This window comes from Selenomonas oralis, from assembly GCF_051603425.1.
Taxonomy (GTDB): Bacteria; Bacillota; Negativicutes; order Selenomonadales; family Selenomonadaceae; genus Selenomonas; species Selenomonas sputigena_A.
The window spans coordinates 989883-1003541 of the sequence record NZ_CP194411.1; the positions used below are offsets into that span (position 1 = coordinate 989883).

Annotated in this window: 13 protein-coding genes and 1 riboswitch; of the genes, 3 read left to right on the top strand and 10 right to left on the bottom strand. The window is 51.7% G+C overall.

The window, feature by feature from the left end; all coding sequences use genetic code 11:
• Window positions 1–55: 55 nt before the first annotated feature.
• On the bottom strand, window positions 56–1018 hold the full coding sequence (pfkA, locus tag ACRTGH_RS04680; RefSeq protein ID WP_368847832.1) for a 6-phosphofructokinase: 963 nt from the start codon (window positions 1016–1018) through the stop codon (window positions 56–58).
• A 200-nt stretch (window positions 1019–1218) separates the two neighbouring features.
• A riboswitch (ZMP/ZTP riboswitch) is annotated at window positions 1219–1295 on the top strand.
• Between the two features lie 64 nt (window positions 1296–1359).
• Here pfkA and ACRTGH_RS04685 point away from each other — a divergent pair.
• The gene (locus ACRTGH_RS04685; RefSeq protein WP_368847833.1) at window positions 1360–2532 is read left to right on the top strand and encodes a phosphoribosylaminoimidazolecarboxamide formyltransferase; all 1173 of its coding nucleotides are present in this window, start codon (window positions 1360–1362) and stop codon (window positions 2530–2532) included.
• Window positions 2533–2767: 235 nt separating this feature from the next.
• Here ACRTGH_RS04685 and ACRTGH_RS04690 read toward each other — a convergent pair whose 3' ends face one another.
• From ACRTGH_RS04690 to rpmH, 9 genes are all read right to left on the bottom strand, one after another.
• The gene (locus ACRTGH_RS04690) at window positions 2768–3526 is read right to left on the bottom strand and encodes a head-tail adaptor protein (protein ID WP_368847834.1); all 759 of its coding nucleotides are present in this window, start codon (window positions 3524–3526) and stop codon (window positions 2768–2770) included.
• Between the two features lie 89 nt (window positions 3527–3615).
• Complete coding sequence (rsmG, locus tag ACRTGH_RS04695; RefSeq protein WP_368847835.1) at window positions 3616–4341, bottom strand: 16S rRNA (guanine(527)-N(7))-methyltransferase RsmG; 726 nt, start codon at window positions 4339–4341, stop codon at window positions 3616–3618.
• Window positions 4341–6221 (bottom strand): tRNA uridine-5-carboxymethylaminomethyl(34) synthesis enzyme MnmG, encoded by a 1881-nt coding sequence (gene mnmG / locus ACRTGH_RS04700; protein WP_368847836.1) that lies wholly within the window; start codon window positions 6219–6221, stop codon window positions 4341–4343. Before mnmG ends, rsmG begins: the two co-directional genes overlap by 1 nt.
• Window positions 6222–6248: 27 nt before the next feature.
• On the bottom strand, window positions 6249–7631 hold the full coding sequence (gene mnmE, locus ACRTGH_RS04705; RefSeq protein ID WP_368847837.1) for a tRNA uridine-5-carboxymethylaminomethyl(34) synthesis GTPase MnmE: 1383 nt from the start codon (window positions 7629–7631) through the stop codon (window positions 6249–6251).
• A 73-nt stretch (window positions 7632–7704) separates the two neighbouring features.
• Window positions 7705–8625 (bottom strand): RNA-binding cell elongation regulator Jag/EloR, encoded by a 921-nt coding sequence (gene jag / locus ACRTGH_RS04710; protein ID WP_368847838.1) that lies wholly within the window; start codon window positions 8623–8625, stop codon window positions 7705–7707.
• A 1-nt stretch (window position 8626) separates the two neighbouring features.
• The gene (locus tag ACRTGH_RS04715; RefSeq protein ID WP_368847839.1) at window positions 8627–9292 is read right to left on the bottom strand and encodes a YidC/Oxa1 family membrane protein insertase; all 666 of its coding nucleotides are present in this window, start codon (window positions 9290–9292) and stop codon (window positions 8627–8629) included.
• A gap of 50 nt (window positions 9293–9342) precedes the next feature.
• On the bottom strand, window positions 9343–9552 hold the full coding sequence (gene yidD, locus ACRTGH_RS04720) for a membrane protein insertion efficiency factor YidD (RefSeq protein WP_368847840.1): 210 nt from the start codon (window positions 9550–9552) through the stop codon (window positions 9343–9345).
• Complete coding sequence (gene rnpA / locus ACRTGH_RS04725; protein WP_368847841.1) at window positions 9549–9935, bottom strand: ribonuclease P protein component; 387 nt, start codon at window positions 9933–9935, stop codon at window positions 9549–9551. Before rnpA ends, yidD begins: the two co-directional genes overlap by 4 nt.
• Before the next feature lie 93 nt (window positions 9936–10028).
• Entirely contained in the window at window positions 10029–10169 is a 141-nt protein-coding gene (gene rpmH / locus ACRTGH_RS04730) for a 50S ribosomal protein L34 (protein ID WP_438474733.1), read from the bottom strand.
• Window positions 10170–10767: 598 nt separating this feature from the next.
• On the opposite strand from rpmH, the gene dnaA reads away from it, so the two are divergent.
• Complete coding sequence (dnaA, locus tag ACRTGH_RS04735) at window positions 10768–12237, top strand: chromosomal replication initiator protein DnaA (RefSeq protein WP_368847842.1); 1470 nt, start codon at window positions 10768–10770, stop codon at window positions 12235–12237.
• A 308-nt stretch (window positions 12238–12545) separates the two neighbouring features.
• The gene (gene dnaN, locus ACRTGH_RS04740) at window positions 12546–13658 is read left to right on the top strand and encodes a DNA polymerase III subunit beta (protein WP_368847843.1); all 1113 of its coding nucleotides are present in this window, start codon (window positions 12546–12548) and stop codon (window positions 13656–13658) included.
• Window position 13659 lies beyond the last annotated feature (1 nt).

The following is a 13659-nucleotide window of genomic DNA, read 5'->3' on the forward strand; positions in this document are numbered from 1 at the left end:
AGAGAGGCAGATGTTTCACGTGAAACATCTGCCTCTCTTCTTTTTATCATCCTGCTCAGGCCAGAACCTTTGCAAGACGCATATATTCAGGATCCAGCTTCTTCTTGTTTGTCACGGCATCATGCAAATCAATCGCCACGACATTGCCGCGATTGAAGCCGAAAACGACATTGGAAAGACCCGAGAGGATTGCCAGTGCTGCTTTTTCACCAAGCTGGCTCGCCTTCACACGATCGATAACCGACGGCGTGCCGCCGCGCTGGATATGCCCAAGCACCGAGACGCGCGTTTCTATATCCGTATGCTCTGCAATAAAGTTACCCACTTCAATGCCACTCCCTGCACCCTCAGCCACAACAACAAGGATATAGCGCTTTCCTTTCTTATAGGCCTCCTTGATCTCATTGCTGATTTCTTCAAGATCGAAATCCTCTTCCGGCACGAGTATATATTCCGCGCCTCCGGAAATCCCGCTCATCAGAGCAAGCCAGCCGCAATGGCGTCCCATAACCTCAAGCACAACAACACGCCGATGTGCCGAAGCCGTATCGCGCAGCTTATTGATCGCATCGATGATCGTATTTGCCGCCGTATCACAGCCAATCGTATAGTCCGTACCCCAAACATCGTTATCAATCGTACCGGGCAGGCCAACGATGGGAATACCGTGTTCCTCACTCAGAAGGGACGCGCCGCGCAGGCTCCCATCACCGCCGATGATGACAAGCCCTTCAATTCCTCTTTCCTGCAGCTTTTTATAAGCCTCTGCACGCCCTTCAGGCGTCATGAAGCGATGGCAGCGTGCCGTACCGAGAAAAGTACCGCCGCGCTGGATGATATCACCGACATCCTTGCGTTCCATCTTGAACATTTCCTCATCCAAGATACCACGGTAGCCGTTATGTATGCCCCAGACCTCAGCTCCCTCGAAAAGCGCCGTTCTCACAACTGCGCGTGTCGTCGCATTCATGCCGGGGCTGTCGCCGCCGCTCGTCAAGACAGCAATACAATTCAACATCGCAAAATCCCTCCCATTAGCCATGGCGATACGAGAGGCCTTCCGAATCCCCGCATCGTAATGAAACCTTTTCCTACATCATACCACATTAGAAGATGGAAATAAACAGAAAGTCATATAATACATGAAATTCCCCCGGGCAAGAACAGCATCTTCCATCCTTCTCTTGACAAAGAAGGCCATGGATGATACCATTCTACTATAAGCTGCATGACTGGCGGAAGTGGAGTACCACAAGGGAGTGCAGTGGGAAAAGCCGACCGTCTGGGCAAGCCTGGATTCGCGTTGGCTTTTTCTTTTTCGCAAACGATTTCCTGCAAAGAAGGAGGATTCTTTTCACCATGAAGGCACTTGAACTCAAATATGGCTGCAATCCAAACCAGAAACCTGCCAAGGTTTATATGGAAAAGGGCGACCTCCCCTTTGAAGTTTTGAATGGCAAACCCGGCTATATCAACCTGCTCGATGCCATGAACAGCTGGCAGCTCGTGCAGGAGCTGAAAACAGCCACCGGTCTTCCTGCGGCCGCCTCTTTCAAGCATGTAAGCCCGGCCGGAGCCGCTGTCGCTGTGCCCCTTTCCGATACGCTGAAGCAAGCCTACTTCGTCGAAGGAATCGACCTCACACCCGTTGCGACGGCCTACATCCGTGCGCGCGGCGCCGACCGTATGTCTTCTTACGGCGATTTCGTGGCCCTGTCTGACGAATGCGACGCGCAGACGGCCTCTTTCCTTCAGCGCGAGGTTTCCGACGGCATCATCGCCCCCTCCTATTCCGAGGCTGCTCTTGAGATCCTCAAGACAAAACGCAAGGGCAGCTATCTCGTCATCAAGATGGATCCGTCCTATAAACCTGAAGCAAGGGAAACGAAAAACGTCTTCGGCGTGACCTTTGAACAAAAGAGAAATGATATTGAAATCACGGAAGAATGCCTCAAAGATATTCCTACGAAGAACAAAGACTTGCCGGAAAGCGCCAAACGCGATCTTCTGCTCGCACTGATCACCCTCAAGTATACGCAGTCCAATTCTGTCTGCTATGCCAAGGACGGCCAGGCGATCGGTATCGGCGCCGGTCAGCAGTCGCGCGTGCATTGTACGCGCCTCGCCGGCAGCAAGGCCGATATCTGGTATCTGCGGCAAAGCCCGCAGGCTCTTTCCCTGCCGTTCCGCAGTGATGTCCGCCGCCCCGACCGCGACAATGCCATCGATGTATATCTATCCGACGAATACATGGATTTGCTCGGCACAGAGGAATGGAAACGCATTTTCACGGAAAAGCCTGCCGTATTCCTGCCCGAAGAAAAAGCGGCCTGGCTCAAGACAGCGACAGGCGTCGCGCTCGGCTCCGATGCCTTCTTCCCCTTCGGCGACAATATCGAACGCGCCCATAAGAGCGGCGTTTCCTATGTTGCACAGAGCGGCGGCTCCATTCGCGACGACAATGTGATCGAAACGGCAGATAAATATGGCATGTTCATGGCCATGACGCATATCCGCCTTTTCCACCATTAAAAAGCAGGAAAAAGCCCTCCCGCCCCCAGAGAATCCAGGGGATTGGGAGGGCTTTTTCCTGCGGAATGCCACTTTCCTATTTGGTATCAGATCATGAAAGGAAAACCTCTTTTTACAGCAGTTCTCCCATATTTTTAATACTTATCCACATTTCTATCCACATACGAACATTTTATCGGTTAAAAATGTGGATAAGTGCATGTTTTGTCCACAAGGGCTTGCCGTCTTTCCTCGGCTAGATGGCAATATTCAGGTAGTCGTCAAGCATATCCTTGAGGGACTTATGCTCAAAGCCGCTGAGGATTGCCGGAGCTTCCACTTCTTTTACAACGGCATGGTAAATATCATCCTCGATACTTCCCGGCACAAGGTTTTCCCAATTCTGCGAGTTGTACGGACGTTCCTTGATGGCATTTGTCGGACGGCCCGTCACTTCAAGTTCGCAGAGGAATTGAATCTGCTTTTCTTTCGGATGGATGTAGTAATGCTCCATATAATACTTGTCCGAAGATCTGTAAGGTTCATCGACCGTAATTGCCGAAGCATCTTTCGGCAGGAGCTTCACCCAGACGTCAATAATGCGGTCCTGGCGGTAAGGCATGGGAATATAGCGCACGGTCTTTGTATCCATATAATAGGTAAAGGAATCGTCTCGCAGGATTTCCTTGAACCGGCTCTTCTTTTCCTTTTCTTTCTCCGCATTGCCAGATTTCCCGGAAGAAGTTTTCCCCACCTTTTCAAACTTCTTTTCGTAGTCGTTATTCGCAGAAGTCTTCCCCACGCTGCTTTCATTCTTTTTCACCGCAGGTTTCTGTGCCTGGCCGGCCTTATTTTCCACGGGACGTTTCTTTGCAGCTGCATCCGCCTCCGCCGTCGCGCCCGGAAGATCGTCCATGCCAACGCTGATCATCGTGGCCGAAGCTGTCGGGCTGAACGCCAGGCTGCCTGCAAAGAATGCCGCGCCAAGAACAGCCGTTATCTTTTTCTTCCACACTTCGAAACACCATCCTTTCAATACTGCCTTACATCTATATCGTTTTTTTCCTATGGAACATTAAGGAATCCGGCTAAACTGTGCGCATATCAGAGAAGCGGCGCTTTCCCGGGCGTACCTGCCTTGCGCGGATACGCCTTCGGCGTCGGTCGTTCCTTTTTCATAACGACGACGGCGCGCTTGTCCGTAAGATACGGCAAAGTGACGGGAACCGCCTGGATCTCCCTGCCGCCCATCAGCTGCACGGCACGCCTGGCCTCTTCGATTTCTTCTCTGTATTGCAGGCCTTTTAGAGCGAGCGCCGCACCCCCGACGCGTACAAAGGGGAAGAGATACTCCACGAGTACGGGCAGACGAGCTACGGCACGCGATACGGCAACATCGAAGCGCTCGCGCAGTTCCTTCCGGCGCGCGGCCTCTTCTGCCCGCATATGCAGGCATTGCACATTCCTCAGAGCAAGCTTTTCCACAACGGTTTCCAAGAAATCCACGCGTTTTCTCAAGGAATCGACAAGCACGAGATGAAGTTCCGGGCAGAAAATCTTCAGGGGAAGTCCCGGGAAGCCTGCGCCCGTTCCCACGTCAACCAGGTGAAGGCTTCCCTCCTGCCCCATTGTTTCCCATCCTGCCAGCGCGGTCAGGGAATCGATCATATGCTTGACGGCGACCTCGCGTTCCTCGGTTATAGCCGTAAGGTTCATCTTCTCGTTCCACGCAAGCAGCAGCTCATAGTATGTTGTGAACTTGTCCAACTGATCCTCGTTCAATTTCAAGCCATAAAGGGAAGATGCCTGCTCCATTTCCTGCCTGAACATCATTCTCCTCCTTTTTGGCGGCGCAGCTTCTCCAACCATATGAGCAGTACGGAGATATCCGCCGGGGAGACACCAGAGATACGGCTCGCCTGGCCGACGGAAAACGGGCGTACCTGTGCCAGCTTTTCGCGCGCTTCATCCCGCAGGCTCGGTACCTCAGCATAATCTATGTCCTCGGGCAGACGTTGTTCTTCCAGGCGCTCCATACGGCTCACCTGCTCTTTTTGTTTTTCTATATATCCCTCGTATCGGATGGAAATTTCCAGCTGCTCTTTTACATCAGGTGCAAGCTCCGGCAGAACAAAGGCTTTCGACAGCTTATCATAATCGGTATCAGGGCGGCGCAAAAGCTCCGCCAGGGAAGTCGAAGTGCGTATCAGCGCCATATTTTCCGCCTCTAAGTGAGCAAGCGTATCCGCCGAAGGATGTATGATGAAATTCTCCAAATGCTCACGCGCTTCTTTGATACCATTCTTTTTTTCAAGGAATTTCTGCCAGCGATCTTCCTGAACAAGACCGATCTTGCGTCCCTTTTCCGTCAGACGCAAATCCGCGTTGTCCTGCCTGAGGAGCAGGCGATATTCGGCACGGGACGTCATCATGCGATACGGCTCTTCCGTTCCCTTCGTTACGAGATCGTCGATGAGTACGCCGATATAGGCTTCGGAACGGCGCAGAATGAACGGTTCCTCACCGCGCAGCCAAAGCACTGCATTGATTCCTGCCATCAGTCCCTGTGCCGCTGCTTCCTCATAGCCCGATGTGCCGTTCGACTGGCCGGCAGAGAAAAATCCTTCGATTTCCTTGAACATCAGATTCGGCGAAAGCTGCAGAGGATCGATGCAGTCATACTCGATCGCGTAGCCGGGGCGCATGATCTTCGCCCTCTCCAGACCCGGGATGGTATGAAGAAAATCCAGCTGTACATCCATCGGCAAGCTCGTCGACATGCCCTGCACATAGACTTCCTCCGTATGGCGGCCTTCCGGCTCAAGAAAGAGCTGATGGCGTTCTTTATCGGGAAAGCGCAGGATCTTTGATTCGATGGAGGGGCAGTAGCGCGGCCCGATCCCTTCGATGATACCATTTGCCATTGGGGCGCGATCGATATTTCGACGAATGATCTCATGCGTTTTTTCGTTCGTATACGTCAGATAGCACGGAAGCTGATCCCGCGTCTTCTCCTGCGTCATAAAGGAAAAACTGCACGCCGTATCGTCGCCCGGCTGAATCTGCATTTTCTCATAATCAAGAGAGCGTCCGTCTACGCGCGCCGGCGTCCCCGTCTTGAAGCGCATGAGCTTGATACCATTTTCCTTCAAAGAACGAGAAAGCCTCTTCGCCGCCCTTTGCTCACCGGGTCCGCCGCTGTGCATATGCTCGCCGATGATGATGCGGCCCTTGAGGTACGTGCCTGTCGCAAGTATGACGGCCTTCGCGAGATAAGATTCCCCCGTCTCCGCCGTGATGCCGCGTACCGCACCGTGATCGAATAGGATCTCATCCGCCAAAAGCTGCTTGATTTCAAGCCTTTCCTGTCTCTCACACGTTTCCTTCATCAGGAACTGATAGAATTTCTTGTCCGATTGGGCGCGCAGAGCATGAACGGCAGGTCCCTTGCCCGTATTGAGCAGACGAAACTGGATTGCCGTCTTGTCCGCATTGATGCCCATTTCTCCGCCCAAAGCATCGATCTCACGCACGAGATGGCTTTTAGCCGGACCGCCGATGGACGGATTGCACGGCATCAGCGCGATATTGTCCATGGAAAGCGTCACCAGAAGCGTATGGCATCCCAGACGCGCCGCAGCGAGAGCCGCCTCGACGCCCGCATGTCCTGCACCGAGCACAATGATATCGTATCTGCCAGCAATAAACAATTTTTTATCCCTCACTTGCCGGGACAATCATTTGCCCACACAAAAACGCGAAAAAATCTCATTCATGATATCGTCATTGATCGTATCGCCCGTGATCTCGCCGAGTTTCTCCCAGGCGACACGCAGGTCGATGGATATGAAATCGACTCCCATGCCGCTTTCCAGCGAATGCAGCGCTTCCAAAAGGCAGGCTTCCACTTTTTCCAGGATATCCTTCGTGCGCAGATCGTCGATGAAATTCTCCGATACTTTGGTATCACTGCCGCCGTAAACGTGCCGGACAAGCGCATCCCGCAGCGGCGCGAGACCCGTTTCTTCCTTCGTCGTGATTTCAAGTACAAGGCGTCCGGGAAAACGCTCCCGCAGTCCCTCCAAATCGAGGCGGCGGGGCAGGTCGCTCTTGGTCACGAGTAAGAAGGCTTCCTTTCCCTCCAGCAGGCAAAGGATATCCTCATCCTCCGCCTCCAAAGGAAGAGAGCCATCGAACAGAGCCAGAATGAGCGCCGCATTCTCCACGTAGGTGCGCGCTTTCTCCACGCCGATGCGTTCAACAGCGTCATCGGTCGCACGAATCCCGGCTGTATCTATAATTCTAAGCGGCACTCCGCCAATATTCACATACTCCTCGATGCTGTCGCGCGTCGTCCCCGGTATATCCGTCACAATGGCGCGTTCTTCCCGCAAAAGGGCGTTCAAAAGGCTCGACTTGCCGACATTCGGCTTGCCGACAATCGCCGTTTCCAGGCCATCGCTCAAGATGCGTCCCGTATGAGCCGTCCCGATCATAGCGGAGATTGCCTCCTGCACCTTTTTGATTCTTTCCCGCACATCCTCCATCACGACATCCTCGACACCTTCTTCCGGAAAATCAATAAGGGCTTCCAGATGAGCGATAAGCGCCAACAGATCCCCACGCATCGACTGGATGCGCGAGGAAAGATGACCGGCGAGATGCCCTGCCGCCATCTCAAGCGCGGCTTCCGTCCTCGCCTTGACGATATTCATGACGGCTTGAGCTTCCACGAGATCGAGCCGGCCATTCAAAAAAGCGCGTTTCGTAAACTCGCCGCGTTCCGCCGGACGTGCACCATGACGATAGGTGAGCGCCAGGGTCTCGCGCAGGGGCATCATACCACCATGGCACTGAAGCTCCACGACATCTTCCTTCGTATAAGAATGCGGCGAACGCATGACAAGGCAGATTGCCTCGTCCACCGTGCGGCCATCCTCGCGCACGATATTTCCATAAAAGAAGCCCCGCTTGCCCGCTTCCTCAAGACTTTTGCCGCTGGCCGCACGAAACATGCGGGAGGCTGTCCGAATCGCTCCTGTACCAGAAAGGCGCACGATACCGATGCCGCCTTCACCTGCAGCCGTTGCAATCGCGCTGATTGTCTCTCCGATCGGCAAAACAACTCCTCCTTTCCTCATTTTTCAAAATGAAAAATGGGCTGCCGCCCGACGCAACAGCCCGATTCAAATCTCAGTAATCCTCTTCCGCCATTTGGCCGTCCATACGCGAAACACGGTGCTTCGGCTCTATGACCACCTTGCGGAAAGGCTCGTCACCGGCACTATACGTCAGTACACGGCGATTTTCCTGCAACGCCATATGAATGATCTTTCGTTCGTGCCGATTCATCGGCTCCAGAACAATGCGTTGGTTCGTACGGCAGCAGCGCTCTGCCAGACGAGCAGCCAAATGGCGCAGCGTCTCTTCACGGCGGCTGCGATATCCCTCGATGTCAAGGAGGATGCGCACGCGCTCTTCCGTCATCCCCTGGTTTGCTGCAAGATTTACAAGATATTGCAGGGCGTCCAGCGTTTGTCCATGCTTGCCGATCAATATGCCGAGATTGTGGCCGGAAAGATTCAGCTCCACATGGCTTTGCTGCACCTTTCTTTCCATTCCGACCTTAAGCTCCATTGCCCGGAAAATCTGTCCCAAAAAGTTCTCGGCTTTCCCCAGGATTGCATCTGCTGCATCGGGATCGACAGGCGCACGCGATTTCTCACTCCCGGCAAAAGAACGCGGGGCTTCTTCCGCCATTTTCCTGGCGGAAGGCTCTTCCCTTTCCTTTGCTGCCTCCTCTGCCGCAGGTTCCTCTTGCGCATTTCCTGCAAAGGATTCTTCAGCCGCAGGCTTTATGGCTTCGCCCGACTCATTTGCCCCATCCACGGGTGCCTTTTCCGTCTGCTCCGCTTCTTTTTCCTCAGGCAAAGGAATCGCCTTCGGCGTCACGCGCACCCGTGCCGGACGCTTTCCGATCAAGCCCAGAAAGCCGCGCGAAGGCTCTTCCAATACCTCAATGATTCCATCCGCTCTTTGGATATGAAGTGCTGAAAGGGCCGCCTCGATCGCTTCCTCCACCGTGCTGCCGCTTTTCTCCACGAAATCTGCCATATCAGGTTCCTCCTTTCTTCTTTTTATCCTCTCCGCGATACATCCACCACTGCTGAACAATCTGTACGAGGTTCATCGTCACCCAATAGAGCACAAGCCCCGAAGCAAAAGTCAGGCTGATCCAACCGATAAAAATCGGCATCACGATCATCATGATCTTCATCTGCTGGTTCATTTCCGTCGAAGTCTGCTTCTGGACAAGCCATGTCGAAAGCGCCGAAAGAGCCGGCAGTACATAGATGGGATCCGGTTCGGAGAGGGACGTCAGCCAGAGGAAGGAAGGCGTGCCCGAATATTCATAGCCCTGCAAAGCATAGAACATTCCCATGAGGATCGGCATCTGGATCAAAAGCGGCAGGCAGCCAGCCAAAGGATTGACGCCCGCCTCCCTGTAAAGCTCGCCAAGCTTCTGCTGCATGAGCTGCGGATTATCCTTGTACTTTTCCTGCAGCTTTTTCATCTTCGGCTGCAGCTCCTGCATCCCCTTCATGGAACGCACCTGTTTCACTGTCAGCGGATAGAGGCAAGCTTTGATGACAATAGTCAAAAGAATGATTGCCAGTCCATAGTTCTGGACACCGATGATACCTGTAAAATTATATAAATTCTCCAATAAAAACTGAATCACCGCGATAACGGGATGAAACAAGGACGCCAAAAACTCCAAATCATCACATCCTAATCGAGAAAATCGAGCCAAACGAAATATAAAACAAACTAAGGAACAGGATCATAGCCCCCCGCATGAAAAGGATGGCAGCGCAGGATTCGCTTTACGGCAAGCCAGCCGCCCTTCCATGCCCCGTATCTTTCCACAGCGAGCAGCGCGTACTCCGAGCATGTCGGAATATAACGGCAGGAAGGAGGCTTCAGCGGGGAAAGGAAATTCCGATAAAACCTGATCAAAAGAATAAAAACACATTTCATCTCCCGGACCTCTTCTTCCCCCCCATAGAGCCTTCTTCCTCTGCCATGATGCCTGCCTTTTTCGCCAAGGCAAGAAAAGCTTTTTCCATATCCTGGCAGCGTGCATCCACAGCAGCCTTGCGGCCTACAAGCAAAAGGGAAAGCCCCCCCTCGATCTCATGCTGGTGGAGGCGGTAGCACTCGCGCAGCATCCTCTTCACCCTGTTTCGAACAACTGCATTGCCGAGCTTCTTGCCGGCGGCAAAACCAACCCGGTCGGAAAAGCTTGCCGTCCGCAGGACATAAAGGACGAGAAACCTGTTTGCATGGGATTTTCCACGCGAATACACTGCCTGGAAATCCTTTTTCTTTTTAAGGATGCGGTTTCTGGGCAGCCCCAACATGCAAAAACTCCTTTTAGGAATTACTGAGCTTCCTTTATTCTCACATGAAAAAAGGCCACCGGAGTGACCTATGAGTGGCTAAGGAAAGTTTTCTTATGCCGAAAGTTTCTTTCTTCCCTTTGCGCGTCTCCTCTTCAAGACAAGACGGCCACCTTTCGTCTTCATGCGCTCGCGGAAGCCATGCTCGGCTGATACGTCATCTTCATCAATTTCCACCTCCTCAAATTTTTTCATGAAATCTCAAACATCCTGCAAAAGAAAATTCAGATTCCATACAAGGGCGTGGACACGAAACATGCCCAGCACATTCAGTCAAAACGCTAAAAGAACATGCAAGTTCCCATGATTGATTTTAACTACGCTAAATTATAGCCCAGTCCAAAAACAGTGTCAAGGTTTTTCAAGGCTTCCCGGCGATTTGTCCGCCATTTTCTGCGGAGATGGCAGCTTTTTAAGGCAGGGCTATGCCAAAGTCCTGTTGATAACTCCTTCGCAGTCTGCTAAGATATTTATAGCCTGACCATCGAAAGAGCATGAACATCGTACGGTGAAATACAAAAAATTTCTCGTTTATACACAGAGATATACACATTATCCACAGGGATGCTCCGTCTGTCCACAGATGAAAAAACATTTTCTTTCATTGATAAAAGAGAACTTTCTTCTTCCTCTGAAAAACTGTCACTTCCCCCCTTTCTCCATTTTGATCCGTTCTTTGTTTTTATATCTTATCCACAGATTGTGTACAAAAATGTGGATAAAATCATATACTTGTGTATAATTTTTTACGATGAATCATCAAAAAATCCCTGTCAGAAAGGACATATTTTTCATGGAACAATCCAACCTGCAAGAGATTTGGGAGAAAATACTGCAGAACGTACTCGACCAACGTTCGCTTACAGAACTCGCGATAAACCAATGGCTTCGTCCTGTAAAACTTCTTTCCATCTCAGAAACCTCGCTTGTTCTTGGCGCGCCGAACGCCTTCTCGAAAGAATGGATCGAGAAGCTCTATATTCCTTTTCTTGAAAACGCCGTCATGGAGATCGAACAAAGAAAGCTGGAAATCAAAATACAAAACCTCAAACTCGATCTTGAACCAAAAGAAGAGGAACGCGGCCTGGCCGTTCATGAAGCTCCTCTAAGTCCCGATTCGAAAAACCATCCCGAAGCCAATATGACGCTTCCCTTCCAAGACGAAACCCCTGCGGGAAAACAAACAAAAACCGTACAAATAACGCATGATATCCCGGGAATGATTGCGCCCGTAGACGCCTCCTCCCTGAATCCGCATTATACCTTCGATACATTTGTCACAGGTAATTCCAACCGCTTTGCCCATGCAGCAGCCCTTGCCGTCGCGGAATCTCCTGGACGCGTCTACAATCCCTTCTTCATGTACGGCGGCGTCGGCCTTGGCAAAACGCATTTGATGCACGCCATAGGCAATAAGATTCTCGAAAAATTTCCCGCGATGTGCGTACTCTATATCTCAAGCGAAAAATTCACAAACGAACTCATAAACTCCATCCGAGACGGCAATCCCGAATCCTTCCGCCAAAAATACCGCAATATCGACGTTCTGCTTGTCGATGACATCCAGTTTCTCTCAAAGAAGGAGCACACACAGGAAGAATTCTTCCACACCTTCAACACCCTGCACGATGCCAACAAGCATATCATTCTCTCCAGTGACCGGCATCCGCGCGAGATACAGACGCTCGAGGATCGTCTGCGCTCGCGCTTTGAATGGGGCTTGATCACGGATATTCAGGCACCGGATCTCGAAACGCGCATCGCGATCCTGCGTAAAAAAGCAGCCTTGGAACAGCTCGATGTCCCCAACGACGTCATGTTTTCCATCGCCAACCGCATCGACAACAATATCCGCGAGCTTGAAGGCGCACTGACACGCGTCGTCGCCTACGCTTCCCTGACACAGCAGCAGATCACCACGACGCTCGTAAACGAGGCGCTCGCCGACGTATTCCCCTCGGGCAAATCCCGTCAGGTGACGATGGAACTCATACAAGAAGTCGTCGTCTCCTACTTCAAGCTGCGCCTCGATGACCTCTACGGCAAAAAACGCACGCGCAATCTTGCCCTGCCGAGACAGATCGCCATGTACCTCTGTCGTGAGCTCACAAACAGCTCCCTGCCGCAGATCGGCAGCTCCTTTGGCGGACGCGACCATACGACCGTCATACATGCCTGCGAAAAAATCGGCAAGGAGCGCAAGGAAGACGTCAAGCTCAACCGCATCATCGAGCAGCTGATGCAGCGCATAGACAGCCTTTAAAAAAGGCGAAACATCCTGGGCATAACTTTGTGGAAAAGCACATGAATATCTTGTATATAAAATGTGGAAAAGAAGCCTGCCGCTTTTTTCTTGTGCATATGTGGACAACACAATATGACCTGTCAACATCCTTATGCACAAGCGCCGCTCATCGGCATCAAAAGCTTCGAAGGCCTTTTCCACATTTCCACAGCCCCTACTACTACGACGGCTATTCTTTATAATATGATCACCCTATAAGTCAATAAGACAATGCGGACGAAAAAAACATGCCGTCCCTCTCATTTTCCTAAAAAAAGGAGCCAACGATGAAATTCACTTGCCATAAAAACGAACTTGTACAGGCGATCCAAATCGTCTCCAAAGCCATTGCAAGCAAACCTCAGACGCCCATCCTCTCAGGCATATACTTTGAAGCGGAAGGAGATCAACTGGAACTCCATGCCACAGACAATGAAATCGGCATCATCAGTGTAATTCCCGCCTCTGTAGAACAAACAGGCAAGCTCGTCCTCTCGGGACGCTACATGCAGGATGTTATTCGCCGCCTGCCGGGAGAAAATGTCACCATTTCACAGGAAATCGGCGAGAATACGACAAAAATCAAGTCCGGTGCTTCGAACTTCACCTTTCTTTCCATGCCGGCCAATGAATTTCCTACGGTAAAGCGTCTGGAAGAGGGCATCCATTTTCGTATACAGGACAATGTCCTGCGCGATATTGTAAAAAAGACGGTTTTCGCTTGCTCAACGGACGAAGCCCGTCCGGTTTTCACGGGCTGCCAGCTTGAAATAAACGGCGAAACCCTGACCATGGCAGCTACCAATACGCATCGTCTTTCCGTCAAGAAAGAAGTCGTCGCGGATCTCTCCGGAGATTTGCGCATCATCATTCCCTCCAAGCTGCTGAATGAATTGCTTCGCGCACTGAATTCCGATATGCCAACAGAGATCGATGTCCGCTGCTCCTCCAATCAGGCAAGCTTCCATTTCGACAATGTTGTCCTCATGTCGCGCCTGATCGAAGGCCAGTTCCCGAATTATGAGAGCGTGATACCAAAATCCTTCGATACGACGATAACGCTCGATACGGAGGCTTTCCTCGATGCTGTAGATCGTGTGTCCCTTATTTCCCGCGCTGCGGATTACAATATCATCCGCCTCGACTTCGCTAACGGAAATGTGCATATCTCATCGAATAGCCCGGATATAGGAAATGCAGATGAAACAGTAGCTGCCGATATCTCCGGCCCCGATGTCAATATCGCTTTCAATGCGAAATACGTCACGGACGTTCTCAAGAACATCGACAGCAAGACATTCCGCTTCCTCATGAACAAAAGCCTACAGCCGGCTACCATACGCGAGGAGGACAATCCCACCTTTGTCTATATCGTGACGCCTGTTCGCACACAAAATTGAT